32 protein-coding genes, 1 pseudogene and 1 riboswitch are annotated in these 25118 nt (G+C 61.5%); of the genes and pseudogenes, 23 read left to right on the top strand and 10 right to left on the bottom strand.

Going from position 1 to position 25118, the window contains the following annotated elements; translation table 11 throughout:
* Positions 1 to 144: 144 nt before the first annotated feature.
* The 18 genes from C7401_RS29865 to C7401_RS29785 all read left to right on the top strand — a co-directional run bounded on the left by C7401_RS29865 (position 145) and on the right by C7401_RS29785 (position 14003).
* Positions 145 to 1383: an IscS subfamily cysteine desulfurase gene (locus tag C7401_RS29865; protein WP_112175076.1), complete on the top strand. Its 1239-nt coding sequence runs from the start codon at positions 145 to 147 to the stop codon at positions 1381 to 1383.
* A 46-nt stretch (positions 1384 to 1429) separates the two neighbouring features.
* The gene (gene iscU / locus C7401_RS29860; RefSeq protein WP_112174989.1) at positions 1430 to 1873 is read left to right on the top strand and encodes a Fe-S cluster assembly scaffold IscU; all 444 of its coding nucleotides are present in this window, start codon (positions 1430 to 1432) and stop codon (positions 1871 to 1873) included.
* A gap of 29 nt (positions 1874 to 1902) precedes the next feature.
* Positions 1903 to 2277: an iron-sulfur cluster insertion protein ErpA gene (gene erpA, locus C7401_RS29855; protein WP_112174988.1), complete on the top strand. Its 375-nt coding sequence runs from the start codon at positions 1903 to 1905 to the stop codon at positions 2275 to 2277.
* An 11-nt stretch (positions 2278 to 2288) separates the two neighbouring features.
* Complete coding sequence (gene iscA, locus C7401_RS29850; protein WP_112174987.1) at positions 2289 to 2612, top strand: iron-sulfur cluster assembly protein IscA; 324 nt, start codon at positions 2289 to 2291, stop codon at positions 2610 to 2612.
* A 23-nt stretch (positions 2613 to 2635) separates the two neighbouring features.
* On the top strand, positions 2636 to 4510 hold the full coding sequence (hscA, locus tag C7401_RS29845; RefSeq protein ID WP_112174986.1) for a Fe-S protein assembly chaperone HscA: 1875 nt from the start codon (positions 2636 to 2638) through the stop codon (positions 4508 to 4510).
* 15 nt (positions 4511 to 4525) lie between these two features.
* A complete protein-coding gene (gene fdx, locus C7401_RS29840) occupies positions 4526 to 4861 on the top strand; it encodes an ISC system 2Fe-2S type ferredoxin (RefSeq protein ID WP_112174985.1) in 336 nt (111 codons plus the stop codon).
* A gap of 312 nt (positions 4862 to 5173) precedes the next feature.
* Positions 5174 to 6310: a homocitrate synthase gene (nifV, locus tag C7401_RS29835; RefSeq protein WP_112174984.1), complete on the top strand. Its 1137-nt coding sequence runs from the start codon at positions 5174 to 5176 to the stop codon at positions 6308 to 6310.
* 17 nt (positions 6311 to 6327) lie between these two features.
* Positions 6328 to 7113, top strand: a complete 786-nt coding sequence (gene cysE, locus C7401_RS29830; protein ID WP_112175075.1) for a serine O-acetyltransferase — start codon at positions 6328 to 6330, stop codon at positions 7111 to 7113.
* 5 nt (positions 7114 to 7118) lie between these two features.
* Entirely contained in the window at positions 7119 to 7457 is a 339-nt protein-coding gene (nifW, locus tag C7401_RS29825; protein ID WP_112174983.1) for a nitrogenase stabilizing/protective protein NifW, read from the top strand.
* A 12-nt stretch (positions 7458 to 7469) separates the two neighbouring features.
* Positions 7470 to 8318: an electron transfer flavoprotein subunit beta/FixA family protein gene (locus C7401_RS29820; RefSeq protein WP_112174982.1), complete on the top strand. Its 849-nt coding sequence runs from the start codon at positions 7470 to 7472 to the stop codon at positions 8316 to 8318.
* On the top strand, positions 8315 to 9433 hold the full coding sequence (locus C7401_RS29815) for an electron transfer flavoprotein subunit alpha/FixB family protein (protein WP_112174981.1): 1119 nt from the start codon (positions 8315 to 8317) through the stop codon (positions 9431 to 9433). Before C7401_RS29820 ends, C7401_RS29815 begins: the two co-directional genes overlap by 4 nt.
* Positions 9434 to 9443: 10 nt before the next feature.
* On the top strand, positions 9444 to 10754 hold the full coding sequence (locus C7401_RS29810; protein WP_112174980.1) for an FAD-dependent monooxygenase: 1311 nt from the start codon (positions 9444 to 9446) through the stop codon (positions 10752 to 10754).
* Positions 10751 to 11050 (top strand): ferredoxin family protein, encoded by a 300-nt coding sequence (locus tag C7401_RS29805; protein WP_112174979.1) that lies wholly within the window; start codon positions 10751 to 10753, stop codon positions 11048 to 11050. The genes C7401_RS29810 and C7401_RS29805 overlap by 4 nt, the downstream gene beginning before the upstream one ends.
* A gap of 10 nt (positions 11051 to 11060) precedes the next feature.
* The gene (locus C7401_RS29800; RefSeq protein WP_112174978.1) at positions 11061 to 11387 is read left to right on the top strand and encodes a (2Fe-2S) ferredoxin domain-containing protein; all 327 of its coding nucleotides are present in this window, start codon (positions 11061 to 11063) and stop codon (positions 11385 to 11387) included.
* Positions 11384 to 11869, top strand: a complete 486-nt coding sequence (locus C7401_RS29795) for a hypothetical protein (RefSeq protein ID WP_112175074.1) — start codon at positions 11384 to 11386, stop codon at positions 11867 to 11869. Before C7401_RS29800 ends, C7401_RS29795 begins: the two co-directional genes overlap by 4 nt.
* A 45-nt stretch (positions 11870 to 11914) precedes the next feature.
* Positions 11915 to 12700 (top strand): IclR family transcriptional regulator, encoded by a 786-nt coding sequence (locus C7401_RS29790; RefSeq protein WP_112174977.1) that lies wholly within the window; start codon positions 11915 to 11917, stop codon positions 12698 to 12700.
* A gap of 318 nt (positions 12701 to 13018) precedes the next feature.
* Entirely contained in the window at positions 13019 to 13288 is a 270-nt protein-coding gene (locus C7401_RS45365) for a hypothetical protein (protein WP_133254420.1), read from the top strand.
* A gap of 433 nt (positions 13289 to 13721) precedes the next feature.
* Positions 13722 to 14003 carry a hypothetical protein gene (locus C7401_RS29785; protein WP_112174976.1) on the top strand — a complete coding sequence of 94 codons (282 nt, stop codon included), beginning with the start codon at positions 13722 to 13724 and terminating at the stop codon, positions 14001 to 14003.
* A 218-nt stretch (positions 14004 to 14221) separates the two neighbouring features.
* Here the strand turns inward: C7401_RS29785 and C7401_RS29780 are convergent, their stop codons facing one another.
* Together C7401_RS29780 and phoU are read right to left on the bottom strand one after the other, a co-directional pair.
* A complete protein-coding gene (locus tag C7401_RS29780; RefSeq protein WP_112175073.1) occupies positions 14222 to 14440 on the bottom strand; it encodes a DUF3188 domain-containing protein in 219 nt (72 codons plus the stop codon).
* 119 nt (positions 14441 to 14559) lie between these two features.
* A pseudogene (gene phoU / locus C7401_RS29775) lies at positions 14560 to 15267 on the bottom strand (phosphate signaling complex protein PhoU).
* A 264-nt stretch (positions 15268 to 15531) separates the two neighbouring features.
* On the opposite strand from phoU, the gene C7401_RS45990 reads away from it, so the two are divergent.
* Positions 15532 to 15759 carry a hypothetical protein gene (locus C7401_RS45990; protein ID WP_308012609.1) on the top strand — a complete coding sequence of 76 codons (228 nt, stop codon included), beginning with the start codon at positions 15532 to 15534 and terminating at the stop codon, positions 15757 to 15759.
* Between the two features lie 212 nt (positions 15760 to 15971).
* Here the strand turns inward: C7401_RS45990 and C7401_RS29765 are convergent, their stop codons facing one another.
* Positions 15972 to 16664, bottom strand: coding sequence for a winged helix-turn-helix domain-containing protein (locus C7401_RS29765; RefSeq protein ID WP_112175072.1), 693 nt, complete (start codon positions 16662 to 16664; stop codon positions 15972 to 15974).
* Positions 16665 to 16831: 167 nt separating this feature from the next.
* Between C7401_RS29765 and C7401_RS29760 the strand changes: the two genes are divergently transcribed.
* Positions 16832 to 17320, top strand: a complete 489-nt coding sequence (locus C7401_RS29760) for a hypothetical protein (RefSeq protein WP_112174974.1) — start codon at positions 16832 to 16834, stop codon at positions 17318 to 17320.
* Positions 17321 to 17660: 340 nt separating this feature from the next.
* On the top strand, positions 17661 to 18296 hold the full coding sequence (locus C7401_RS45120; RefSeq protein WP_181565723.1) for a hypothetical protein: 636 nt from the start codon (positions 17661 to 17663) through the stop codon (positions 18294 to 18296).
* Between the two features lie 103 nt (positions 18297 to 18399).
* On the opposite strand, the gene C7401_RS29750 is transcribed toward C7401_RS45120, so the two are convergent.
* Positions 18400 to 18789: an NUDIX hydrolase gene (locus C7401_RS29750; RefSeq protein WP_112175071.1), complete on the bottom strand. Its 390-nt coding sequence runs from the start codon at positions 18787 to 18789 to the stop codon at positions 18400 to 18402.
* A 143-nt stretch (positions 18790 to 18932) separates the two neighbouring features.
* On the opposite strand from C7401_RS29750, the gene C7401_RS29745 reads away from it, so the two are divergent.
* Complete coding sequence (locus C7401_RS29745; RefSeq protein ID WP_112174973.1) at positions 18933 to 19280, top strand: hypothetical protein; 348 nt, start codon at positions 18933 to 18935, stop codon at positions 19278 to 19280.
* 320 nt (positions 19281 to 19600) lie between these two features.
* Here C7401_RS29745 and C7401_RS29735 read toward each other — a convergent pair whose 3' ends face one another.
* The 5 genes from C7401_RS29735 to C7401_RS29715 all read right to left on the bottom strand — a co-directional run bounded on the left by C7401_RS29735 (position 19601) and on the right by C7401_RS29715 (position 22306).
* Complete coding sequence (locus tag C7401_RS29735) at positions 19601 to 19867, bottom strand: hypothetical protein (RefSeq protein ID WP_112174971.1); 267 nt, start codon at positions 19865 to 19867, stop codon at positions 19601 to 19603.
* 364 nt (positions 19868 to 20231) lie between these two features.
* Positions 20232 to 20429 (bottom strand): hypothetical protein, encoded by a 198-nt coding sequence (locus tag C7401_RS29730; RefSeq protein ID WP_112174970.1) that lies wholly within the window; start codon positions 20427 to 20429, stop codon positions 20232 to 20234.
* Positions 20430 to 20526: 97 nt separating this feature from the next.
* Positions 20527 to 21081, bottom strand: a complete 555-nt coding sequence (locus C7401_RS29725) for a hypothetical protein (RefSeq protein WP_133254422.1) — start codon at positions 21079 to 21081, stop codon at positions 20527 to 20529.
* A 259-nt stretch (positions 21082 to 21340) separates the two neighbouring features.
* On the bottom strand, positions 21341 to 21613 hold the full coding sequence (locus tag C7401_RS29720) for a hypothetical protein (RefSeq protein WP_112174968.1): 273 nt from the start codon (positions 21611 to 21613) through the stop codon (positions 21341 to 21343).
* Between the two features lie 15 nt (positions 21614 to 21628).
* A complete protein-coding gene (locus C7401_RS29715) occupies positions 21629 to 22306 on the bottom strand; it encodes an MgtC/SapB family protein (protein ID WP_112175070.1) in 678 nt (225 codons plus the stop codon).
* A gap of 512 nt (positions 22307 to 22818) precedes the next feature.
* A riboswitch (Fluoride riboswitch) is annotated at positions 22819 to 22882 on the top strand.
* Positions 22883 to 22941: 59 nt separating this feature from the next.
* Between C7401_RS29715 and crcB the strand changes: the two genes are divergently transcribed.
* The gene (gene crcB, locus C7401_RS29710) at positions 22942 to 23334 is read left to right on the top strand and encodes a fluoride efflux transporter CrcB (protein WP_112174967.1); all 393 of its coding nucleotides are present in this window, start codon (positions 22942 to 22944) and stop codon (positions 23332 to 23334) included.
* Between the two features lie 72 nt (positions 23335 to 23406).
* On the opposite strand, the gene C7401_RS29705 is transcribed toward crcB, so the two are convergent.
* A complete protein-coding gene (locus C7401_RS29705; protein ID WP_181565722.1) occupies positions 23407 to 25077 on the bottom strand; it encodes a dynamin family protein in 1671 nt (556 codons plus the stop codon).
* Between the last annotated feature and the right edge of the window lie 41 nt (positions 25078 to 25118).

Genomic DNA, 25118 nt, shown 5'->3' with positions numbered 1-25118 from the left:
AACAAGTCCGCTCCACCGTGCAGTACAGGTTACGGACAAAAAAAACAACTGTCGTTCGAAAGGAACGATACAACCGAAAAAAAAGCCATGGCACAGATGTTGCAAATTGTCGCCCGTCTCTCATCCGTCGCCGAGGAGCCCGCCATGCCGGATGTCGCACGCGATCAGGAACGCCGTATCCAGCCCGTCTACCTGGACTACGCCGCCACCACGCCGGTCGACCCGCGCGTCGCGCGGCGCATGCTGCCATATATGACCCAGATCTTCGGCAACGCGGCAAGCCGCTCGCATGCTTACGGCTGGGCCGCCGAGGAAGCCGTGGAACTGGCGCGCGAGCAGGTGGCGAGCCTCGTGAACGCCGACCCTCGCGAAATCGTCTGGACTTCAGGCGCCACCGAATCGAACAATCTCGCGCTCAAGGGTGCCGCGCGCTTCTACCGCTCGCGCGGCAACCGAGTGGTGACGGTTGCGACCGAGCACAAGGCCGTGCTCGACACGATGCGCGAACTCGAGCGCGATGGCTTCGAGGTCATCGTGCTGCCGGTACAACCTGACGGCCTTGTCGATCCGGCCGTGTTCGAGGCTGCGCTGACGCCTGGCACCGTGCTCGCATCGGTGATGCTCGTGAACAACGAAACCGGTGTCGTCCAGGACATCGCGGCGCTCGGGGCGCTGTGCCGCGAGCGCGGCGTGCTGTTACACGTCGATGCCGCCCAGGCGGCCGGCAAGGTTCCGATCGATCTCGACACGCTACCGGTCGACCTGATGTCGTTCTCGGCGCACAAGCTCTACGGACCGAAGGGCATCGGCGCTCTTTACGTACGGCGCCGGCCACGCGTGCGGATCGAGGCGCAGATGCATGGGGGCGGTCACGAGCGCGGCATGCGCTCGGGTACCCTGCCGACACACCAGATCGTCGGCATGGGTGAGGCGTTCTGGCTCGCGCGCGAATGCATGCATGCGGACAACAAACGGATCCGCTCTCTGCGCGAGCGTCTATGGATCGGACTCCAGACCATCGAGGCCGTCACCCTGAACAGCGACTTCGCCCGCGGGGCGCCGCACTACCTGAACGTGAGTTTCCAGTACGTCGAAGGCGAATCGCTGCTGATGGGCATGAAGGACGTCGCCGTGTCGTCTGGTTCCGCCTGCACGTCCGCCAGCCTTGAGCCGAGCTACGTGCTGCGCGCGATGGGCCGCGACGACACGCTCGCACACGGGTCGCTCCGTTTCTCTCTCGGTCGCTTCACAACCGGGGAGGAAATCGACTTCACGATTGCCCAGGTGACTCAGGTAGTCAACCGCCTGCGCAACATGAGCCCGCTGTGGGACATGGCGCAGGCCGGCATTCATCTTCATTCCATCCAGTGGGCCGAGCACTGACACCCCGGCCTTTTCATTTCACTCTGGTAGTCCAGTGGAGCACGTCATGGCTTATAGCGACAAGGTTCTCGACCACTACGAAAATCCCCGCAATGTCGGCTCATTCGGGAAAGACGACGATGCGGTCGGCACAGGGATGGTTGGGGCTCCGGCGTGCGGTGACGTCATGAAGCTCCAGATCCGCGTGAACCGAGACGGTGTAATCGAGGACGCGAAGTTCAAGACATACGGTTGCGGTTCGGCCATCGCATCGAGTTCGCTCGTGACCGAATGGGTCAAGGGCAAGACGCTCGATGAAGCGATGTCGATCAGGAATACCCAGATTGCAGAGGAACTCGCGTTACCGCCCGTGAAGATCCATTGCTCGATCCTCGCAGAGGACGCCATCAAGGCCGCGGTCGCGGACTTCCGATCGCGCCAGCGCGCAGCGGATTCGCACGACGTCGACCTCACCACGGATCAGCCGGCCTGCGCGTCCGGCGCAAACTGAACGCGCTCACCCGAACGAGGATAAGCACAATGGAATCGCTTCAACACACGGGCGTCGCCCCTCAGAATGCGACGCCGGCATTTCTAGATTTCACCCCACGCGCCGCTGCCAAGGTCGCATCGCTGATCGAGGAAGAAGGCAACCCGCTGCTCAAGCTCAGGCTCTATGTCTCGGGCGGCGGGTGCTCCGGCTTCCAGTACGGTTTCTCCTTCGACGACCAGATTGCCGAAGACGACATGCAAACCGTCACCGACGGCGTCACGCTGCTGGTCGATGCGATGAGCCAGCAGTATCTGCTCGGCGCGCGAGTCGATTACGAAGACGGCCTCGAAGGCGCGCGCTTCGTCATCCAGAACCCCAACGCCCAGAGTACCTGCGGCTGCGGCAGCTCGTTTTCCGTGTGAGGCGGCAGATCATGACCATCTCACTCACCCCCGCTGCGGCACGGCACGTCGAGAAGTCCCTGCAAAAGCGCGGCAGCGGCGTCGGACTTCGAGTCGCCGTCAAGACAAGCGGGTGCTCTGGCTTCGCATATGCGCTCGAGTTCGTCGATGCGCCCGCCGCGGAGGACCAATGCTTCGAAGCCCATGGCGTGATGATCGTTGTGGATCCGCGCAGTCTGCCTATGCTCGACGGCACCGAACTCGACTTTGTACGCGAGGGACTCAACGAGGGATTCAAATTTCACAACCCGAACGCGACCGCGAACTGTGGATGCGGGGAAAGTTTCGCCGTCTGAACCACCAACCGGACATCCTGACCATGGCCCTGCTACAGATCGCGGAACCAGGCCGCGCCGCCGCCCCGCACCAGCACCGGCTCGCGGCCGGAATCGACCTTGGCACGACCAATTCGCTCGTGGCCACCGTACAGAGCGCTGCGGCCCGGGTGCTGGTGGATACCGCGGGCGAAACCCTGCTGCCGTCCGTCGTGCGTTACCTTCCCTCGGGCGAAGTGCAGGCAGGGCGCGACGCGCAGATACACCAGGCCGACGATCCTGCAAACACGATCGTCTCGGTAAAACGCTTCATGGGGCGACGCCTTGCGGATCTGCCCAATGCCGACACCCTGCCGTACCGGTTTATCGATCGTCCCGGCATGGTGAGCCTTGCGACCGTTGCGGGTGAGCGCTCGCCAGTGGAAGTGTCGGCGGAAATCCTGCGCACTCTGCGTGTTCGGGCCGAAGCGTCACTCGGCGGAGAACTCGCGGGCGTGGTCATCACCGTACCGGCATACTTCGACGATGCGCAACGCCAGGCGACAAAGGACGCCGCAAGGCTATCCGGACTGACAGTGCTGCGGTTGATGAACGAGCCAACCGCAGCGGCGGTGGCCTACGGCCTGGACCGCGCGGTTGAGGGCACTTTCGCGGTCTACGATCTGGGAGGTGGCACCTTCGATATTTCGATCCTGCGTCTCTCGAAGGGTGTCTTTGAAGTGCTCGCAACGGGTGGCGATTCAGCTCTCGGGGGCGACGACTTCGATCAGGCGATTGCGCAATGGCTATGTGAGGCAAACGGTGTTGCCGGTCTCGCATCGCTCGCACCGCATGAACAACGCAGCCTGCTGATAGCCGCACGCGCCGCAAAAGAGGGGCTTTCGCAATCGGAAACGGCCAGTGTCGCAATGACGCTAACGGATGGCACTGTCTGGCAACGAGCCCTGTCCCGCGCAGCCTTCGCTGCGCTCTGCCAACCGCTGATCGATCGCACGTTTGCCGCGACCCGTCGTGCGCTACGCGATGCGAATCTGCGGACGACCGATATTAGCGGTGTGGTCCTCGTCGGCGGCTCGACCCGCATGCCGCTCGCACGCGAAGCGGTGCGCGAATTTTTCGGGCGAGACCCACTCGTCGACATCGATCCCGACCAGGTCGTCGCGCTTGGCGCGGCCAAACAGGCCGACGTACTGGTCGGCAACGGCAACGGCGAAAGTTGGCTGCTGCTCGACGTGTGCCCGCTATCGCTCGGCCTCGAAACCATGGGCGGCCTCGTCGAAAAGATCATCGCGCGCAACTCCACGTTACCCGTGGCGCGAGCACAGGAATTCACGACGTTCAAGGACGGACAGACCGCGATGTCGATTCATGTCGTGCAGGGTGAACGTGAAGCCGTATCGGGCTGCCGTTCCCTCGCGCGGTTCGAATTGCGCGGCATTCCGCCCGCGGTCGCCGGTGCCGCACGTATTCGCGTCACGTTCCAGATCGACGCCGACGGCCTGCTTGCCGTTACCGCCCGCGAGCAGACGACCGGTATTGAAGCACATGTCGACGTCAAACCGTCGTACGGTCTCACCGACGCGCAGGTGGCTGACATGCTGAAAGAGGCGATTGAAACTTCGCTCGATGACATGCAACTGCGCACATTGCGCGAAGCGCAGGTCGACGCACGGCGTCTGCTGGATGCGACCGGGGCCGCACTCGCGAGCGATGCTGCACTGCTATCGGCCGAAGAGTTGGCCAACGTCCGGCAGGCCACCTTCCGTGTGGCCGATGCACTCGAGACCGGCGCATCCCTCGGGCCGCTCAAAATGGCGGCCGCCGACCTGTCCCAGGCCACGGAAGAATTTGCTGCGCGGCGCATGAACGCATCGATACGAAAGGCGCTAGCTGGCCGTGAACTCGACAGCCTTGCCTGAGGGACGAACGACACCATGCCTCGCGTACACGTACTTCCCCACCCCGAGCTGTGCCCCGATGGACAGATCGTCGAAGCCAGGCGCGGCACGTCGCTGTGCGAAAACCTGCTGCGCTCGGGTATCGCGCTCGAACATGCCTGTGAAATGGTGGCAGCCTGCGCGACCTGCCACGTGTACATACGCGAAGGCGGCACATCGCTCGCGCCGCCGGAGGACGACGAAAGCGACCAGCTCGACCATGCATGGGGACTCGAAGCGCAGTCGCGCCTTGCCTGCTGCGTGAAATTGCGAGACATCGATCTGGTCATCGAACTGCCAAGACATACGCGCAACCTCGCGCGCGAGCACTGACGTTTCCGGCTCGCGAGCACTCATCCGTCGCAGCAATCATCCGGGATCCACCGATATCGGGCTCCCCTTGCCTCTCCTTCTCTGTCCATGACAGTCAGTTACGCGCGGCGCGGAAGACCCAGCGCTGCCCGTACCATCCGAACACTACCGCGCCTGTTCGAAACAGGACATTCACGACACGGACAACCGGCAGCCCCCGCTTCGGAAACGACACGCGCCGACGAAAATCATACGGTTAAAGCTGATTTTCGCCGTGATATCGCCTGGCACAGCCCTTGCAATCCAAGTCTGCAACAACCAGAGAGGTCACCGATGTCCAACCCGATCATCAATGACACCACGCTGCGCGATGGCGAGCAGACAGCCGGCGTCGCATTCACGATCGCAGAGAAATGCGCAATCGCCACTGCGCTATCACGCGCAGGAGTCCCCGAACTCGAAATCGGCATCCCTGCCATGGGCGAAGATGAAATCGCCTGCATCAAGGCAATTGTCGACCTGAACCTTCATGCGGGCATGATGGTCTGGGGACGGCTCACCGACAACGACCTTGCCGCCGCCCTGCGCTGCAACCCGGACATCGTCCATCTGTCGATTCCGGTTTCGGACATTCACCTTCAGCACAAGCTGCGGCAACCGCGCAGCTGGGTGCTCGGGCAGGTCACGCGCGTGATCACCAACGCGGCAAAAAGCGGCCGCAAGGTCTCGCTCGGGATGGAAGACGCTTCCCGTGCCGACCCGGCATTCCTGGCTGTGGTCGCACAGCATGCTCAGCAATGTGGCGCGCAACGGATTCGCTTTGCCGACACGCTGGGCGTGCTGGACCCGTTCTCCACCTACGAAGCTATCGCACGGCTGCGCGGCGTGGTCGATCTTGAAATCGAGATACATGCGCACGACGATCTCGGACTGGCCACGGCCAACACACTCGCCGCCCTGCGCGCGGGCGCCACGCACGCCAATACGACCGTCAACGGTCTCGGCGAGCGGGCTGGCAATGCCGCCCTCGAGGAAGTCGTCATGGGCACGCGTCACCTGCTCGGCCGCGACACCGGAGTCGACACCACGGCGCTGCTGGGCATCTCACGCCTGGTTGAACAGGCATCTGGCCGCACCGTCTCACTCAACAAGAGTATCGTCGGTGCAGGTGTTTTCACACACGAGTCGGGCATTCACGCCGACGGTATCGCCAAGCACCCGACTACCTACGAAGGATTCGATCCCGCCGAACTCGGCCGGCAGCGCTTAGTAGTACTCGGCAAGCACTCGGGTTCCCAGAGTGTGCGCCAGGCTTACGATGCGCTCGGCCTGCGCATCGCCGATCGGCTCGTCCCAATGCTGCTCCACCGCATCCGTCATTTCGCGATCCAGTACAAGCAGGCGCCGAGCGAGAGCGATCTGTACCGATTCCTGGCCGAAGCAAACGGCGCGCTGGAGACAGTGTCATGAGCGAGCTTCGAAGCACCATGCCTGACGCGGCATCGTCCGCACCGCAGTATGCACTGGACGCATCGAGGCGTTCGTGGTGGACGCTGCTGCGGGGGGATCTTCGCTGCGTCCACGAACGTGATCCCGCTGCACGGAGCCATCTCGAAGTATGGACGATCTATCCAGGCATACACGCGATCACGGCGTACCGTATCGGCCACGCGCTGTGGTGTCGCGGCTGGCGCTATGCGCCGCGCTGGCTTTCGTATGTCGCACGGATGTTCACCCATATCGATATCCATCCGGGTGCAGTGATCGGCGAGCGTTTCTTCATCGATCACGGCGCGGGCGTCGTAATCGGTGAAACCGCAGAAATCGGCAACGATGTCACGCTCTATCACGGGGTCACGCTCGGCGGCACGAGCTGGCATCCGGGCAAGCGGCATCCGACGCTCGGTGACCACGTCGTCGTCGGCGCGGGAGCGAAGATTCTTGGTCCCATTGTGGTCGGGCACCACGCCCGCATCGCAGCCAACTCCGTCGTCATCGACCCGGTGCCAGAGGGGGTCACCGTGGTCGGCATACCAGGGCGCATCGTCGCACGGGCCACGAGGCCTGCTCCCTATGGTTTCGACCTGAACCACCATCTGATACCCGACCCGGTCGGCAAGGCTCTCGCCTGTCTGCTTGAGCGCGTGGCGCATCTTGAGCAGACCGCGCATACCGGCCCGTGCGCCGCAGCCAGCAAGTGCGGATGCTGCGACGAGTCCTGTGCGCAGGCCACGCGCTTTCCGTCATCGTCCGCTTCGTACATTGGGGAGTAGCCAACATGCAAGGATTCATCGAGCAGTTGGAGAGCCTCTCGTCCGCCGAGGATTTTCTCCAGTTTTTCCGCATTAGCTTCGACCAGAAAGTGGTGAACGTGAGCCGTCTGCATATTCTCAAGCGCTTCTTCCAGTACATCCGTCAACAGGATGCGCTGCCGCAGGACAACGAGGCGGCAATGTTTGCGCTCTATCACGGCCTGCTATTGAAGGCGTACAACGATTTCGTTATCTCCACGCCCGCCGAGGAAAAAGTGTTCAAGGTCTTTCAGGACGTGGACGGAAGGCAGCACGTCTCCCTCGACAACCTGCGCGCGTCGTTACCGGCCCGCGATGCCGCCTGATCTGGAGCCGCCATGCACATCGTCGTCTGCATCAAGCAGGTTCCGGATTCAGCGCAAATCCGGGTTCATCCTGTCACCAACACCATCATGCGCCAGGGCGTGCCGGCGATCGTCAACCCGTACGACCTGTTCTCGCTGGAGGAAGCGCTGCGGCTGAAGGACTGCTTCGGCGGCAAGGTCACCATGCTCTGCATGGGACCGCCACAGGCCGAAGATGCGCTGCGCAAGTGCATCAGTTACGGCGCTGACGACGCGGTGCTCGTCACCGACCGCGCGTTCGCTGGCGCCGACACACTCGCAACCTCCTACGCGCTTGCTGCCGCGATCCGGCAGATCGCAAAAGAGCAGGCCGTGGACATCGTGTTCACCGGCAAGCAGACCATCGACGGCGACACTGCGCAGGTCGGTCCCGGCATCGCGAAACGCATGGGGCTGCAACTGCTCACCTACGTGTCGCGGATCGTCGAACCTGATTTTGATGCGCGCACGATCGTCGTCGAGCGCCGCGCTGAAGGCGGCGTGCAGGTGCTGAAAACCGCACTGCCGTGCCTTGTAACGATGCTCGAGAACACCAACGAGTTGCGTTTCGCATCACTGCCCTCAATGATCCATGCAGCGGGTTATCCGGTGCGCAAATGGAACCGCGAACAGGCCGGCATCGAAGACATCAGCAAGATCGGGCTGAAAGGCTCGCCGACCGTGGTCAGCAAGGTGTTCGGCCCCACGCCCCGCAGCGAGAAAGCGGAAATGCTCGAACTCGATACCTCAAGCCTGCGCGACGTGTCGCTGAATCTGCTGCAAAAGATCTTTACCCGCCATCCGACGCTGGAAGCAGATCTGTTGATGAAGGAAACTCCATGAACTCGCCCGCCGTCCCCAACAACAAACAACCGGCTGCACCCGCAAAGCGCGCCGGCGGTCGCAACCTCGAACTGCCCGAACACCTGAAATCCTACAAAGGTGTCTGGGTCTTTCTGGAGCACGATCGCGGCCACGTGCACAGCGTATCGTGGGAACTGCTCGGTGAGGCGCGCAAGCTCGCCGACAAGCTTGGCGGCAACGTAGCGGTCGCCGTGCTGGGCGGCCCCGACGAGCCGCTTGAACGGTTCGCTGCCGAGGCGTTTGGCTTCGGTGCTGACAAGGCCTACGTGATGCACGACCCGGCACTGCTTGGCTATCGCAACGAGCCGTTCACGAAGGGGCTCACCGATCTCGTCAACAGGTATCAGCCAGAGATCCTGCTGCTCGGCGCGACCTCGATGGGGCGCGATCTCGCGGGCTCGGTCGCCACGACGCTCGCCACCGGTCTCACCGCAGACTGCACAGAGCTGAACATCGACCCGGCGTCGCGCGCGCTCGCAGCCACGCGGCCGACCTTCGGCGGTTCGCTGCTGTGCACGATCATGACGCTCGCCTATCGACCGCAGATGGCCACGGTACGTCCGCGTGTGATGGCGATGCCGAACGCGCAGGCCGATCGCAGCGGCGAGATCGTGCAGGAAACACTCGGCATGATCGAAACAGAGATCGTCACGAAGCTGCTCGACTTCATCGCGGACGCTAACAGCAACCGGATCAACCTGCCCTATGCCGACGTGATCGTCAGCGGCGGCAAAGGTTTGAAGAATCCGGAGAACTTTCGTCTAGTGTTCGAGCTAGCTCGCGTGCTGGGCGGCGAAGTCGGCGCTACGCGTCCATGCGTGCAGGCGGGCTGGGTCGACGCCGAGCGCCAGGTCGGCCAGACCGGCAAGACCGTGCGGCCGAAGCTCTACATCGCGGCCGGCATATCCGGCGCAATCCAGCACCGCGTCGGCATGGAAAGCTCGGACGTGATCGTCGCGATCAACACTGATCCGAACGCGCCGATCTTCGATTTTGCGCACTACGGTATCGTCGGCAATGCGCTACAGGTGCTGCCGGCGCTCACGCAGGCGTTCGCGGATCACCTGGCGCTGCGCGGCAAACAGGCCGCGTGAGGAGAACATGATGAAGAAACCCTCGCAGTTCGATGCAATTATCGTCGGCGCCGGGCCGTCCGGTAACGCCGCAGCTTACGTGATGGCCAGGGCCGGCCTGAAAGTGCTCCAGATTGAACGCGGCGAGTATCCAGGCAGCAAGAACGTGCAAGGTGCGATCCTTTACGCGAAAGCGCTTGAAGAAATCATTCCCGACTTTCGGGACGATGCTCCGCTCGAGCGCCACATCATCGAGCAGCGCATGTGGATGCTCGATGACACGTCGTTCGTGGGCACACACATGCGTAGCGATGACTACAACAAGCCACCGTACAACCGCTACACGATCATCCGTGCCCAGTTCGACAAGTGGTTCTCGGCCAAGGTGCGTGAAGCCGGCGCACTACTGATCTGCGAGACGACGGTCAACCATCTCATCATGGACGGCGACCAGGTGGTTGGCGTGCAATGCGATCGCGAGCAGGGCGACGTCTACGCAGACGTGGTGATCCTCGCAGACGGCGTGAACTCCACGCTTGCACGCAAGGCCGGATTCCACGGTGAAATCCAGGCCCACAACGTCGCGCTGGCCGTGAAGGAGATTCTCTTCATGCCCGAAGAGACGATTCGCCAGCGTTTCAACATTGGCGAAGAAGAAGGCGTCGTGATCGAAATGGTCGGCCGGATCACCGACGGGATGATGGGAACGGGATTCCTCTACACGAACAAGGAGTCGCTGACCATCGGCGTCGGCTGCATGCTGAGCGACTTCAAGAGGAATCCGAACCGGACGAGTCCCTACGTACTGCTCGAACAGATGAAACGCCACCCTTCCATCGCGCCGCTGATTGCCGGCGGGGAAATGAAAGAGTATTGCGCGCATTTGATACCCGAGGGCGGCTTCCACGCCATCCCGCAGGTATACGGCAACGGCTGGATGATCGTGGGCGACTCGGGCGGCTTCGTCAACGCCGCACATCGCGAGGGCTCCAATCTCGCGATGACGACCGGGCGACTCGCCGCCGAAACGGTGATCGACGCGAAAGCGGCCGGACGAGGCTACCGTGCAAATGCACTTTCGCCGTACAAGGCCGCGCTGGATGGCAGCTTCGTGATGAAGGATCTGCACAAATACCGCGACATGCCGGGGATTCTGCACCGCAATCCGCAGTTCTTCACGACCTACCCGGACCTCGTTGCGAACGCCGCCCGGACAATGATCACCGTCGACGGCGTCGACAAAACGACCAAGAAGCAGGAGGTCATCGCGAGCTTTCGCAAAGGTCGCTCGCTCACCGGCCTCATGGGCGACGCATACAAACTTTGGAGGGCATTTCGATGAACACCGTCGCTGTCAACGTCGAGGAAAAACTGTTCCAGAACCGCTACCGTGTGGACGCGGGGCGGCCGCATATCCGCATCAGGAACGCGGATGTCTGTACCAGCGAGTGCGGCGCGAAAAGCTGCACCTTTGTGTGCCCGGCATCGTGCTACAAGGCTGAAGGCAACGGCTCTGTCACGCTGATCACGGATGGGTGTCTCGAATGCGGCAGTTGCCGCATCCTGTGCGCCGAGCACAACAACATCGAATGGGAATACCCGCGCGGCGGGCACGGCATCCTGTTCAAATTTGGCTAAGGAAACGGCAATGAGCAAACCGCAACGACATGTCTTCGTTTGCACCCAGAACCGGCCTGCGCAGCATCCACGCGGCTCTTGTGGAGGTGGCAAGGGCTCGGTCGCCCTTGTTCAGGCTTTCTGGGCCGAGCAGCAAAAGCGCAACGCGTACGAAACTGTCGCGATCACATATTCCGGTTGCCTCGGCCCCTGCGACCAGGGGGCCAACGTGATCGTCTATCCGGAAGCGGTGCTCTATCGCAGCGTGACACCCGACGACGTGGCGGAGATCTTCACCTCGCATCTCGAAGGCGGCACGCCGGTCGCACGTCTCATCGCACCGGAGGCTGTGTGGTGAACCTGTTCACTGGCGTCGAGTCCACTGAACTGTTCGGTGGTGAAGTCCCGCCTGCCGTGAAGCGTCTCGTTGACGAGGCGCGCGGCATGGGGCCCGAGCGGGCGGGCGCCGCGCTATGGACGGCAGTGCTCACGTTTCCAAATTGCCTGCCTCCGTACTATCTGCTCTACAAGTTCCACGCGAGCCGAGGCGAACTGGAGCCGGCGAACGAGGTCGCCCGAAAGGGCCTCGCCGTCGCTGCGGCACAGGCGTCAATCGATCGTGACTGGCGCGCGGTTCAGCCCACAGACGCCGATTTCTCCATGCCTGGGCCCGCCCGCTTCTGGCTCTTTACGCTCAAGGCGCTGGCGTTCATCAGTGTGCGGCGCGGCGAGCGCGTGGTGGCTCGCCAACTTGTCGAGAAGCTCCGAGTACTCGATCCGGCCGACCGCCTCGGTTTCGGCGTCGTGGAGGGATTGCTAACACAATCCAGGTCCCAGTAACCACGTAGCCGTCCGCTCGTCGTGCCCCAACGCCACCCGACCACCATGCCGACCATCAGCCATCCGCCACCGTCCGGAGTCGCTGCTGTCGATCGGGCGCTATGTGTGCTGTCCGCACTGGCAAACGGTAACGGCAGCCTGTCGCTCAAAGAGATCGCGAACAACACGGGCCTCCATAAGAGCACGATACTGCGTCTGATCGCCTCGCTCATCCACGCGCACGCCGTTGCGCAGCAACCCGATGGGCGTTACGTCCTGGGGCCTGCGGTTGCAAGGTTCCATGCAGCTTACATGCGGTCCTTTTCTCTTTCGCACTGGACCGTCGCTGCGCTGCACGAACTGGTCAGAACGACCGGTGAGAGCGCCGCGTTTTACGTCCGCCAGGGTGAATTCCGGCTATGTCTTCATCGAATCGCCTCGCCGCACGCGGTCAGGGACAGCATTGAAACGGGAGATCTGCTCCCCCTGGGCAGGGGCGCGGCAGGCCGGGTATTGCAGGCTTACATGCACACCGGCGACCCCGCGCTCGGGGAGCAGATCCGCAATGAACAGGTGCTATTGCTCGCCGGGGACCGCTCACCCGAACTCGCGGGCATCGCAGCGCCGGTATTTGGTCCCCTTGAAGACGTGCTGGGCGCAATTACCCTGATCGTTCCGTTACAGCGGGTACAAGGCTCATGGATAGCGTCTGTCCGTGAAAGCGCCCAGGCGCTAAGCCAGCAATTGGGCGGACAGTTCCCACTGCCGGGGTCGCCGAACAACGACGAAAGCACAGCGATTTCCACTCTCTCCGATCGCCCCGCACCGCATACCAAGAGAATGTGCAGATGAATGGCGACAATATAGTCGACTGAGCCAAGCGCGAGTCCCGTATCAGGGTCAACGTGCGGCTTGTTGGCCTCCAACGTGCTCAGTGCGGCATCCGGCGCGGCAGGCAGTTCCTGAAGACTGCCTGTCGACACTCGTTGAGATTCCAGATGTGCTGACCGATCCAACCACTCGGGGCAATCCAGAAGCGACTGGTCGTGAACCTGTCGCTGAATGAACAGCCGCTCGACCAACTGCGTATCACTCAATTTCGCAAGACTCCCGCTCCGGCATGTAACCAACGGCTGCATATTGATGTTGGCGCACGGAGAGCCCCCAGCAGTGCAAAAAACCATGCGTGGCTGCCAGCAGAAAATTGATCCAGAGAAAGTGATGCAACTTGCTGGCGCCGCCAAACTGGAAGAGATATCCGGGCGCATGGGCTGGCAGGTCCGTTCGCTCTTCAAACTCGCGCCCGGCAGCTTCCGGTGGGGATTTCGCCCGCAAGATCGTGACGCTGGGTGGCCCAACTCGAGCACCCTCGGGCTAACAGAAGCATCGGGTTGTGCTGCCAGCATGGCGCGCTCTTGCAACGCTTGGGTGCTTTCATAGAACTGCTATATTTGTAGCAAGGCCTCACGTGAACCGGCAGCCACAGCGCGGGAGGGGCGATCAATCATGAGAAACCGCTCGTCGCTGGAGATCTGCGCACCGCTTGTCATTTCCTGGTCGCTGGCTCGTTCTGCCTGGCGACATTCATCATTGCAATCGCATGGATGACGATAGGCGTCTGTACGCTGGGCTACCGCTCCCTTGAGGACTTTCCGACCGACCGCATTCCGCGCAGCTGGTTGCGCGGTCGGCGACGCTCGCTTGTGCTTTTTTACCACCTCGCATGGTGGCCGTGGTACATGCGAGCGGAACTCCGGGATTTCGCGAGCCATGTCCGAAGCCATCTCGGCCGTCCATGGCCCTCCCGCAGTGGTCCAGAGTCGCCTGATCTGAGAGCCGAAGACACGGCTCAACGAAATAAAGGGCAATCGTAATGAACGCCCCGACGAGCAACCAGCAGCCGAGTAAAGTTTGCGATGCTGCGGTCGGTATTGCGATCATCGCCCTCGGTATTTATTGCCTCGCCGTGTGGCATCAGTGGCTGCCAGCTCTTCGCGGAGCCGGCACTGTCATTACAGCCTATTGCGGCGTCGTGGCTGTATGGCGTTTCTACGACACCGTAATCCGGATACAGCAGGGCTGGTCGTCGGCGTTGTGTCCGCTCGCCCTGGTGGTTGGAGGACTGGGCGCGTTTATCATGGCTTACCAGCATTGAATGAGGGCGCGATTCAAACAGCGAGTACACCTGTCGCTGCGGCACCAGACATTGCTACGGGATCGATCAGGGCTTGCGGCATAGCGCAAATCAGCACGGGCGTCACTACCCGCTCCTCCCGTGTCGCGGGCCCGGCGCAGTTCGATGCGTGCGGCCCAACGCCGGACATCCACCAGACGTGTCAACAGTTCATTCCCGACGACTGTTGCGCGCGGATATCATCGTCGTGCGCGGCTGATTTCCCGTCCGGCATAGACAGCCAGAAAAACCCCAACAAGCATCGCAGCCATTGCGAGCGATTCATCCAGTGAGTCGCCAGGTTGCGATGACTTCGCATAGATCCAGATGACGATTCCGATCGCCACGAGGAACATCCCCATAACCAGCCCCCAAACCGGTCCGGCGGAATGGGACTGCAATCTGTGAGACATCTTCATTGTCGTACTCCACAACACGCGCGTATTCACTACGTACACTTCACGAACCTCAACTCCCAACCAGCTGACGGCCACCTCGCCTACGACCATTGAGATTTCATGTCGCTGCCATGCCGCGCTCAATCGTCCAGGGCCTCGCGCTCAAGTCGATCACGCGAAAGGTGACGGACGTCCTTGCCCTTGACAACATAGATGACAAGCTCCGCCAGGTTTTTTGCATGGTCGCCAATCCGTTCGATGGCCGACGCAATGGACACATAGTCGAGCGCGGAAGAAATAACGCGAGGATTCCCGGCCATGTATGCCGGCAGCCTGCGCACGAATGCCCGGTACTGCTCATCGATTGCCTCATCGTCGCGCATGATCCTGGCAGCCTCGACCGTATCGAGTCGGGCAAATGCCGCGAGCGCGTCGTGGAAGATGGTTCCTGCCATCTGGCCAGATGTCCGGATTTCGGCGATATCCAGATTCCTACCCGCAGGATCATTCGAAATCTTCCTCGTCCGTTTTGCGATCTTGCGCGCTTCATCGCCTGCGCGCTCAAGATTGGTAATGCCTTTGGAGAAGGCCATAAGCCTCCGCAGGTCGGATGCGATGGGTTGGCGCCGCGCGATGATATTGTTTCACTCCGCATCGATCTCGATTTCCATCGAGTTGAGTCGATGCTCCTCATCAATCACCTTCTCGACCAGTCGCATGTCGAAGCGGCTGAGGGCGTTCATTGCATCGGTCAACTGTGACTCAACCAGTCCCCCCATCGCGAAAAACCTGGACGACAGGTGTTCAAGGTCAGCATCAAACTGGCTGGAAATATGCTTGTCTGGCATGAAAAACTCCCGCATTCCAGAAAGACGATAAACTGTTTGTACGGTTTGTCAAACGCGAAAAAAACCATGAAGCCAAAAGCTACCAGGAACGCAAACGCCAGACGGGCACATGCATCCCCTGACGGCGGTGGCCGCGAGGCCGCGGGCGGCGGGAAGTCAGTCGAGCCTGCGAGGACCGGGGGTGTGGCGTCCAGGCCACAGACCCGAACGGCAACGCCTGTTCAGGCGACGCCTGCGCGCGCTGTCCGGCACCACAAGGAGCATGTGAAACCGGAAAAGGTCGTACGCGACACCTTCACAATGCCAAGGGAGGATTACGAGCAGCTCGCGGTGCTCAAGCAGCGGTGCCTCGGCGCGGGCGTTGCCGTAAAAAAGAGCGAGCTTGTGCGTGCAGGACTGCTTCTGCTGGCATCTGTGCCAACGAAACACCTTCTTGCGGCCGTCAAGGCAGTCGAGCCGGTCAAGACGGGCCGGCCACCGAAAACCAAATGAGCCGTGTTCGACTCCCGACCATCGCACCGAGTCATTGCAACGATCAGGAACTGGCACGCGGACGTAGCAACCGGCTTGCCCGGGGCTGCGGAGAAAAAGCAGGAATGCTAACGGGCCCCGCTCCTGTGTGGGTACGCGCGCAACGCGCGACACGGATCGTGCCGTCGTTCCAGGTTGCAGTGGCATCGCCGTCGTTGATGCGGCTCGCGCACTCATGCGATCTTTCTGAGACGATAACCCACGCCGCGCACCGTCACGATCCTTTGCGCACCGATCTTCTGCCGCAGACGATGCACATGAACTTCGATCGCATTGCTGTCGATTTCGTCGTCCAGGCCGTACACCTTCCTCAGAAGGTCATGATGGGTAAAAACCCGCTCCGGTTCTTCGATAAGCGGCCCGAGCAGAGTGAACTCACGCGGTAGAAGGTCGAGCGCCGCTCCATGCAGGGTCGCCTCGTGGGAAACGTGGTTCAGCAAAAGACCATCGTGTGCGTACACTCCCGCCGCCTGCCCCGTACGACGACGCATCAGCACGCTGATACGTGCCGTGAGTTCATCGAGGTCAAAAGGCTTGATCAGGTAATCGTCCACGCCTGCGTTGAGCGCCCCAATACGGCTTTCTACTGCATCCAGGGCTGTCAGGATGATCACCGGGGCGCGGCCGCCGAGCCTGCGGTAATGGTTCAGCAGGTCGAGCCCTTCATCTCCTGGCAGACCCAGGCCCAGCATGATCAGGTCATACGTTGTTCCGTCGCAAAGGGACGACTCCGCTTCGCGCCGGTCGCGTGCCCAGTTGATCATATGGCCCGCGCACCGCATCGTTTCCACCACCGGCGCGGCAAGCATCCCGTCGTGTTCAACCAGCAGCAGGCGCGTGGTGCAGCCCTCCTGACACGCTATCATTGTCGGCGCGCATCGCATAACGCATGCTTAAGTTTCCCTTAAGCTCCTGCTACCGACAATCCGCCGGAATACTGAGCCCGGCCATCCATTCGAGCCACCATTGTGGTTCCTCGCGGAGAATGCCAGGAATGTGGGGGGCTCAAACTTCACGCGCAGGAGACCTGGACATGTCCAGCAGGAACAAACCCCGCTCCCTTCGTCAGCCCACCTCAAGGGCGCTCTCGAAAGCACTGCTCCTTCCGATGTCCCGTAGCAAAGCACCCAGTCTTGCGCTGCGCACGCGAATCGCGCACGAGCGGCGGCGCAACGGCGAGGCCGGCCGCGCACTGATCAGTCACATGTCCCAGATCGTCTTCATCACTGGCTACATCACCCGCACAGGATTCGGCAGGCTCGATGTCGACGATATTGATCGCATCGAGCGAACTCTCGACGAGGTACTTCTCAACGCTGGCCGGACAGGCGAATGGAGACTACCGGATTCGTTGATCCGCGAACTGACGACGGTGGTGAACGAGTACGATCGGCAGCTCGCCACCACCCGCGTCGAGATCGTTGCGCGGGCGAGCGAGCACCTCGAAAGGCGCATGGTGCAGGCCGCGCGGCAGCCCGGTGGTGCGATGGATGGCGGCCCTGCCCATGCGGGGGCCGCGTGATGCCTGCCCGTTGAACATTCGCCGCCACTGCGCCGAGGTTCAGGCTGACGACAGGACACGGCCATACCGTTACCCGGCAAATGGTCCAATCCTCAATGGTTACGCGATGTCCGGCGCAGGTCGCGCCGTGTCCAGCCGCGGCGTGACGAACGCGCCAGCCGTGTGCCGGCTGAGTCACGCGATTGCGAGAGGTCATGCTTGCCTGCAACGTCAGGTTCGTCGCCGGTTTCGGGCAGCACGCCGACGCACGGGTCGTGCTCCAGAGGAAGAAATACAGTCTTTCGCCCAGCTAGCTCGAAAACGCCAGCCAGTTCAACCATGCTACGTCGTAGCACGTGCTGTGACCCGGACGACCACCGAACCGGACGCCGTTGTCCAGGAGAAATATCGAACCGGTCTGGGGCAGCGCCTCTGGCTGCCACGAGCCAGCATCGATGCTGGCTTCACCGGAATGAGGGAGGAGCCTGTGGCGCGTGGCTCGACCACGCTGATTGCCACTGGAGAACTCCCCGTTGGTCAGATTCTCTCCGGGACAAAATTCGATGACAAGGCATCGCGCCAGATAAGCCGCAAAGCCGACACGTCAGATTGCACCGGCTCCCGGCAGGGGCTAGCCAGCCGCCCCGGCGCCGTGCGGATTGCTGTCGTCATCCTTTTCAAGGTCGCGGACATCGAGTGCAAGCACACGGCCGACTTCGCGCGCGAACTCCTCCATGACCGCAAGACATTCCGGGCTTTCTGGGGAAAAGTCTTCAGGATTCCTCTTTCCCTGTGCCCGTCTGATTGCACGGATACTGGTCTCAAGCGCCCGTGCCTCCGCCCAGACGGGATTGTTTTCGGGAGAGTCTGGTTGCTCATGCGCCATGCATGTATTTTCGGCCGCCGGGGCACAAACTTTAACGGGCTGGTCCGTGACATTCAGGGCAATATCACGAACGGTCGAAAGCTCCTTACGCCCCTGATCCAGTCTGATTAGGCGCAGTCGAGCCAGCTGGAACGCGCGCTACCGGGTGGCAATCGCCCGCGTTTCGCCCGGCCCACGGCCCGACCCTACCGGAAGCGCGACCCGGGGGCGCTGGCTACGCGGAAACGAGCCCGGACGCCGCCACTTCATGACTGAACAGCAGCTTGATGATCTCGCGCGTCGGCACGCTGGTGATGAGCGTGGCCACCTTCCCGGGGCGAAACCACCGGCATCGCTGGATTTCATTGCCCGGCACAGGCCTCGCCGCATCGGGCAACAGCGTGAAAAAGACGTGATGGCGTTTGCTCAGGCCTCCGAACTGGAACAGATAGCCCAGTTCGCAGCCCTCGATTGTTGTCTCTTCACTGAGTTCCCGAATTGCCGCATCCACCGCAGACTCGCCCGGCCGGATCGTGCCGCCGGGCAGCGCCCATCTTGCCCTTCCGCGTTCGACGAGAAGGACTCTTCCGCGTTGCCAGCACACGACGGTGGCTCGTTCTTTCATGATTCCGGTTTTCACTGCAGGTGCAATATTTCTTAGACGAATCGAAACGTTACCGGGGAACGCCGGCGGAGTCACGCCCTCGCAGATAACGCCGGCAGAAAGCTGAGATATCGAGCATCCTATGCTGCCGGGAAGATAAGACCATGAGAACCCGCTCGCCGTTCGAAATCTGTGCGCCATTCGGCATTTTCGTCATTGCCTGCGCACTTTCCATTCCGACGCTCGTCATCGCGATGGCCTGGATGACGCTCGGCGTCTGCTGTCTGGGCTACCGGACACTTGCGGACTTCCCGACTGACGGCGTGCCGCACCGGTGGCGCCACGGGATGCGCGGCGGCTGCCTCCTTTTCTATCATCTTGCAGGGTGGCCGTGGTACATGCGTCATGACCTGCGTGCGTTCGCCAGGCACAGCCAGAGGTTCACTTCTGGCAAACGCTCGCGTAATCGCGGCGCGCGCGCTGATCACGATGCCAACGGGAAGCACCACTGAACATCGCAGGCCTGAAGTCCTGCGAAGGCCCTGCGCAGTCAGTCCGCTTCCTGCGGCCTGGGCCGGTAGCCGCGGTGGTGCTCCTGAAGCCAGCACTCGCACGTCACAACGTGAGACGCAAAGTCGGCGCCGCGCGCCTGCAGCAGCTTGACCCAGCAAAGCACGTGGGGCACGGGGACCGGATTGACGGGCTCGCGACAAAGCGTGCAGAGCAGGAACCGGGCCGCATCCTTGAGCGAACCCGTCACAAGGACGGGTGGCGCGATCTCATGCTGTGGCACGTATGGCATGTCCTGCATCTCCCGCGTCGCACAGTGCAATCAGAATGGAGCGCGGGCGTCACCGGAGCGATCGCAACGGCACGCGTCGTCCAGACGGTCCAGGAGACCAAGGACGTCCCTCGCCTGCTTTTCGACGTGCATGGGCAGCGTGGGCGTGGCCAGAATGGTCGTTACCCTGGCGCGCCAGTAGTTTAGACTGGCTACCGATCCGGGTTCTATGTCACGCGCCCTGTCTACCGCGTGTTCAAAATGGCTGACGACGCTTCTGATGTGCACCAGATCCTGCTCGGCAAAATCGTAGCTCATGGTGGATTCCCCTGATTTTAATTAGTAGTATTAATCATTATTCCCGCTTTTTCTGCCCCCCTGCAGATCGCGCAGCGAGACGGTCCGCCCGGGGGCGTCCTAGTGTCGCGACCGGGTCCGTTGCCACCATTCATGGTGATCAAGATTGCGCAGCAGATCGGCCCGGCGCCGTTCACGCCGACAGTGAGCCGCGACACCGGCTGCCGCGATGACGAGCGCGATTGCGCCCACACCCATACCCATACCCAGCCAAGATTGGTCCATGCCAGCCTCCCCGGTTAAGCCCTGCTCGCCGCTTCCCGGTGCGCAGAGCACGGTGCATCTATATCGTCCCGACGACAGTGCAACGATAGCCTGTCGCGCCTTAGCACGCTCTGGCAATCGCACGCAGGAAGGCATAGCCCCGCGGAGTGACGCGAGGCATGGGTATGCCCGTTTCGGGTGGCTCGATCGCGATCAGCTGCAGCTCGCGAAGCGCGCCCAGCTCTTCGCGGTTCGCTTCCATCCGCTCCGGCGCATCCTTCACCAGCATCAACGTGGCAAGTTCGTGGGGACTCAGCATGGCATTGCCTTGAGGTGGGGAAATGAAAGCGACATCCGGCGGCAAAAGCCCCCGGAAACGACGGGTCAGGTAGCGCAGTCCCGGCCGATGAGGCCTGTCAGGACGACGCGCGGCTGCGGGGAGAAGGACTTCGTCGTCGCCTGCTGACTGGCAGCACGTCTGCCGGAGCAGAGTCCACCACCTCGCGCGCGATATTCCGCGCGACAGTGGGCGCTTCTACAGCTACGGAAGAAGAACGCTCAGGAACCTCGCTTGCCGCGGTTGTCATGGCATCCGCGATCCACGCGCCACTGCCGATTGCCGTGATCGCAACCGACGCCTGCCGGGCCATCTCGACGCAGCCCGCAAAGGCGAGCCGGTTCAGCGTTGCCGAAGTCTGCAGCGCCATGTCGATCAGGGCGACGGCGTACGCGCCCAGCGGAACAGCAAGCGACGGCAGCGCCGCCGCCTGGTGCCAGGCAAACGGGTCCGCCGCCCTCGACGAGGCGATGTTTTCCCCGGTCTCCGGCGCCCCGGCAAGGACCACTCCATACATCGAGAGGTTCAACCGGGCGAGGTCACCGAAGGCGGTAGCCAGATGCATTGCCGGGAACGGGAATGCAGCCGTGCAGGCGGTAGTTGTGGCGAATGAATTCTGTTCAGAATGATTCACGAATTGGCTCCAGGTGCTCACCAACAGGCGTTGCCGCTGCCACTGCGGCGGTTCGACGGAATGCCCGGCTCCCGCAAACCCTCACCGGGAGCACGCCGCCGAACAATCTAGAGCATTTATTCTAACTTTGTTAAATCTGGATCATAAATCGATGTTGTTCAGGATTTTCCCCAATATGTGGGATTTAGCGTGCATGGTGAGGGGGGCGTTCCGGCTCGACGGACGGGCTGCAAGGGACGCCGACGCGTTCCAGCTGGGCTCAATGCCGGTCGTGGCAAAACAGGTCGTCGACGATCTTGCGTGCCGCACTGTATCCGCCCATGAGCGCGTCGGCCTCGTTCGCGAATGGACGACCGCCCGCTTCGCCGAAGCGCAGCGGAGAAAATACGGCAAGCGTGCTGGTTGCCTGAAAGATCCTTACGATGGCGACGTAACCCGGCCGTGCTGGCTCAAGTCTCTTCGGTCCGATACTGATATCGGACTCAACGGAGATCTCAAGCGTAAAGCCTTCGTAGTCGTAGCTTCGCGTCATGACTGTCTCCCCACCTTATTTGTCGCGTCGACACTCGCGGACACCCGACATGGCTTCGAGCCGTGAGCAGATCGCCGAGAATTCACTGGTACTCATCCGCGACAATGCGATCTGGACGTCATCGAGATCGGCGTCATCCTCGGACTGCTGCACGATGAACTGCTTGACTCGCACGCTACCCGAGCCAAGGGCCCGATGGACGGAGTCGAGCGTGACGCTACCATGTTCGACCAGCAGCTGTATGTTGCGCTGCTGACGCACGGAGATAAAGCGCCGCTCCAGCGGTTTCACGCCGACGAGAATGATCAGGATAATGAGCGTGGCGCCGATTGCCGCGGTGTACATGCCGCCACCCACCGCGAGACCGATACCGGCCACTGACCAGAGGCTTGCAGCCGTGGTCAAACCACGCACGACTTCGCCACGAAGCAGGATGGATCCTGCGCCCAGAAAGCCGATCCCCGAGACAACCTGGGCAGCAACCCGGGAGGGGTCGAGCACGACGTTCTTTTCGCCGAGCACGTCAGCGAAACCGAACGCCGAAACCAGCATCATCAGCGCGGCGCCAACGCAGACCAGCATGTGTGTACGCAGACCGGCCGCCCAGTTCAGACGCTCACGCTCAAAGCCGATCACGCTGCCGAGGAGGGCTGCCATGAGCAGGCGCGAGAGCAGTTCAAGGTCGCTGATCAAGATCAAACTCCGTGGTTATCGCCGGACAAGGTCCGCAGGCGTCGCATTGTGACATTTTTGTGCCATCTATTTCGCCGCAAGCAGCGCCAGGTGGATTAACGACTCGATGAGCGTTCCAGCGACAAGGCTTGCGGTCCTGTCGCAGTTAAGCCGAAGCTTCTCGAGTCAAACCAGGGGCCAGCCGCGCACCCTCGCCTGCGTACTCCTTTGGCTAGGCCCACCTCGAAAGCTGCGTCCGACGCTCATCTCGCTTCTATTAAAGCAGGATTTTCACCTGCAACCGAAAGTGCAACGGGCGGCATAATTTATGGTTAGGAATGCGATATATCTGGCCGTGTGGGTTCAGGAAACATATGATTTGCGGACAATTGGCCACTCCGAGGCATTCGCGGAGTGCCCTCCTGGACTCCCAGCGGCGCGACAATCATGGCGGCCGCCGAATTTTTTCGCGGTCTCGTGTCTACGGCCATCGTCCAGGCAGGCGCCTTGACGCTGAATTTCGAGCTGCTAGACTGTCCGCAGGAGATGGCATTCTCCTTTAACCGCTCATTGTGAGCCGATGATGCCTACAACCCGCCAGACGAATGGCATGTATTCGCGTTCGTCGAGGTCAAAGCAAAACGGGGGCATCGAATATGTTTCAATCGGTTCTCGCAGTCGCCATCGGTGGAGCGCTCGGCTCGTTGTTTCGCTGGTTCCTTGGAGTCCGTCTGAACGGATTGTATCCAGATCTCCCGTTAGGCACGCTCGCGGCAAACGTCATTGCCGGTTACATCATCGGCGTAGCCATCGCTTTTTTTGCGCGCTTACCCCAGATTCCGCCAGAATGGCGCCTGTTTGTCACGACTGGATTAATGGGCGGCCTGTCGACCTTTTCAACGTTTTCTGCCGAAGTCGCAACCAATCTTCAGCAAGGTCGGTTTGGCTGGGCGGCCGGCGAAATTGTCATTCATCTTTCGGCTTCTCTCGTCATGACCATACTGGGTTTCGCTACCGTCGGAGCAGTCTCCCGCCTCGCGATTGCTTGACTGTCGGCCTACTACGCGGGGAAACTTTCCGATCATGCGCTCAGCAAAGGAGTTCGGCCAACTGCACCCTCCTCACCCATCGGGCCATGGCACATGGACGTTGACAAGCCCAGCAATCAGCTTGAGGGTCTTCTCCGCAGCCTGTGTCTCCTCTGCGCTGGCGAGCTGCCTGCGGATCGCATCGTGCTTGGTCGCATAGCGCCTGAGATCGTCTGCAAGCCTCGACAGTATCGCGGCTTCGCGCGCGAGAACGCCGCGCATCAGTCCGGTGTCGCCCAGACCGGCGACCAGGGCTGGAAGGTGAAGCATGCAGATCCCCGACAACGCATCCACTGCGTGTGCCGGATCCTGCGCGAGGCGCCCGGCAATCTCTGCAATCGTGGCATGCAAGGTATCCATACACAATCTGCACAACTCGCACTCGTGCGTATCGGGCAGCACGTCCTTTTGATCAAGGACATCCTGACTACCGCCCTGAGCCGCGCGTGCCGCGCGCTCGAGCGTGGCGGAGAGTGTCCCGAGAAGTGCAGGATAGCCAATCGCGACGCCCCGTGGTGACGCGAGCGCCGCGAGTTGCCGTGTGTGAGTGATACACAGCCCTCTTGCCTGGGCATGACGGTCCTGCGACTGCGTGCTGACGCTCAATTCGTACTGGTAGTGGCACAAAAAGTCGAAACTCACCGACTGGATACGCTCGCAGATTTCGCAGGGCTGGAGGTTCTGCAGTGAGCCAAGCTCGACGTCAATCGAAAGTACAGTGCGGGAACCGATCGCTATCGCGCGATCGGCTTCGAGCCGATTCCGGAAGTTCTGGATATCGAGAGCCACCGCGGCAAGTTTCGCGTCCGTTGGCACCTGCCTCGCAACGTCCAGGACACGCTCGCAAAAGCTGGCCAGAAATGCACGCCGCTTGCCTTCCAGAAGGAAGGCGACGAGGGCTTCTTCGAGGCCAGCCACGCCGCTATTGCACAGTGCGTCCCGATCACCTCGAGACTTTGCGGCAAGACCATCCTGCGCAGAAACCGAGAACGGTGGCGACGCGCGAGGTCCAAGCACACGTTGCAGTTGCTCATTCACATAGGCGAGCCCTTCCTCCCGTTGTGCCTGCGTCACTGTATCCTGCTTGTTCAACACCATGAACACGCGGCGATCGTATCTGGCAGCCAGACGTAATACGGCAAACTCCTCCTCAGACATCGGGCTGTCGTAGCTCGTCACCACGAGCATTGCATCGGCTTCAGGAAGGAACGATTCTGTCGTTCGCGTGTTCTCCGCGATGGCTGAGCCCAGTCCCGGTGTATCAACGAAATGGAAACCTCGACGCAACAGCTCGGCCGGCAGTTGCACCTCCGCGGTCTTCACGCCCCGGACGTTACCCGGGTTGGCCCGTTGCGTAATGAAATGTGGAAGCTCTTCGAGCGCAATTTCCGTTGAAAGGCGCCGTCCTTCGTAGTGGATGATGACCTTTTCGGTGCTGCCATAGACAACGGCTGTAATCACTGCCGTCAGCGGCAAAATCCCCGTGGGCAGCCGCTCAACGCCGATCAGAGCATTCATCAGTGAACTCTTCCCACGCCCGAAGCGCCCTACCACCGCGAGGTTGAACCGGTCCTCGGCGAGACGAACGAACAGATCCCGAATCTGCGCCTCGACCGGCTCACCCATCTCCCTTGTCGCATCCGACAAGGTACGCAGCATTCCCGCGAGCTCAAACTTTGCGTTTTCGTACTCACGAAGATCCATCGGACACCTCCGCTCGCCCATCTCAACAACAAAACTAATCC

Source organism: Paraburkholderia unamae (genome assembly GCF_003268775.1).
GTDB classification, from domain to species: Bacteria; Pseudomonadota; Gammaproteobacteria; order Burkholderiales; family Burkholderiaceae; genus Paraburkholderia; species Paraburkholderia unamae.
This window is presented reverse-complemented; position numbering and strand designations above follow the sequence as displayed.

Bases quoted from the DNA above. Each gene is read 5' to 3' on its own strand.
- C7401_RS29865 (WP_112175076.1), top strand. From the start codon at position 145: ATGCCGGATGTCGCACGCGATCAGGAACGCCGTATCCAGCCCGTCTAC.
- iscU (WP_112174989.1), top strand. From the start codon at position 1,430: ATGGCTTATAGCGACAAGGTTCTCGACCACTACGAAAATCCCCGCAAT.
- erpA (WP_112174988.1), top strand. From the start codon at position 1,903: ATGGAATCGCTTCAACACACGGGCGTCGCCCCTCAGAATGCGACGCCG.
- iscA (WP_112174987.1), top strand. From the start codon at position 2,289: ATGACCATCTCACTCACCCCCGCTGCGGCACGGCACGTCGAGAAGTCC.
- hscA (WP_112174986.1), top strand. From the start codon at position 2,636: ATGGCCCTGCTACAGATCGCGGAACCAGGCCGCGCCGCCGCCCCGCAC.
- fdx (WP_112174985.1), top strand. From the start codon at position 4,526: ATGCCTCGCGTACACGTACTTCCCCACCCCGAGCTGTGCCCCGATGGA.
- nifV (WP_112174984.1), top strand. From the start codon at position 5,174: ATGTCCAACCCGATCATCAATGACACCACGCTGCGCGATGGCGAGCAG.
- cysE (WP_112175075.1), top strand. From the start codon at position 6,328: ATGCCTGACGCGGCATCGTCCGCACCGCAGTATGCACTGGACGCATCG.
- nifW (WP_112174983.1), top strand. From the start codon at position 7,119: ATGCAAGGATTCATCGAGCAGTTGGAGAGCCTCTCGTCCGCCGAGGAT.
- C7401_RS29820 (WP_112174982.1), top strand. From the start codon at position 7,470: ATGCACATCGTCGTCTGCATCAAGCAGGTTCCGGATTCAGCGCAAATC.
- C7401_RS29815 (WP_112174981.1), top strand. From the start codon at position 8,315: ATGAACTCGCCCGCCGTCCCCAACAACAAACAACCGGCTGCACCCGCA.
- C7401_RS29810 (WP_112174980.1), top strand. From the start codon at position 9,444: ATGAAGAAACCCTCGCAGTTCGATGCAATTATCGTCGGCGCCGGGCCG.
- C7401_RS29805 (WP_112174979.1), top strand. From the start codon at position 10,751: ATGAACACCGTCGCTGTCAACGTCGAGGAAAAACTGTTCCAGAACCGC.
- C7401_RS29800 (WP_112174978.1), top strand. From the start codon at position 11,061: ATGAGCAAACCGCAACGACATGTCTTCGTTTGCACCCAGAACCGGCCT.
- C7401_RS29790 (WP_112174977.1), top strand. From the start codon at position 11,915: ATGCCGACCATCAGCCATCCGCCACCGTCCGGAGTCGCTGCTGTCGAT.
- C7401_RS29785 (WP_112174976.1), top strand. From the start codon at position 13,722: ATGAACGCCCCGACGAGCAACCAGCAGCCGAGTAAAGTTTGCGATGCT.
- C7401_RS29780 (WP_112175073.1), bottom strand. From the start codon at position 14,440: ATGAAGATGTCTCACAGATTGCAGTCCCATTCCGCCGGACCGGTTTGG.
- C7401_RS29765 (WP_112175072.1), bottom strand. From the start codon at position 16,664: ATGATAGCGTGTCAGGAGGGCTGCACCACGCGCCTGCTGCTGGTTGAA.
- C7401_RS29760 (WP_112174974.1), top strand. From the start codon at position 16,832: ATGTCCAGCAGGAACAAACCCCGCTCCCTTCGTCAGCCCACCTCAAGG.
- C7401_RS29750 (WP_112175071.1), bottom strand. From the start codon at position 18,789: ATGAAAGAACGAGCCACCGTCGTGTGCTGGCAACGCGGAAGAGTCCTT.
- C7401_RS29745 (WP_112174973.1), top strand. From the start codon at position 18,933: ATGAGAACCCGCTCGCCGTTCGAAATCTGTGCGCCATTCGGCATTTTC.
- C7401_RS29735 (WP_112174971.1), bottom strand. From the start codon at position 19,867: ATGAGCTACGATTTTGCCGAGCAGGATCTGGTGCACATCAGAAGCGTC.
- C7401_RS29730 (WP_112174970.1), bottom strand. From the start codon at position 20,429: ATGCTGAGTCCCCACGAACTTGCCACGTTGATGCTGGTGAAGGATGCG.
- C7401_RS29720 (WP_112174968.1), bottom strand. From the start codon at position 21,613: ATGACGCGAAGCTACGACTACGAAGGCTTTACGCTTGAGATCTCCGTT.
- crcB (WP_112174967.1), top strand. From the start codon at position 22,942: ATGTTTCAATCGGTTCTCGCAGTCGCCATCGGTGGAGCGCTCGGCTCG.
- C7401_RS29705 (WP_181565722.1), bottom strand. From the start codon at position 25,077: ATGGATCTTCGTGAGTACGAAAACGCAAAGTTTGAGCTCGCGGGAATG.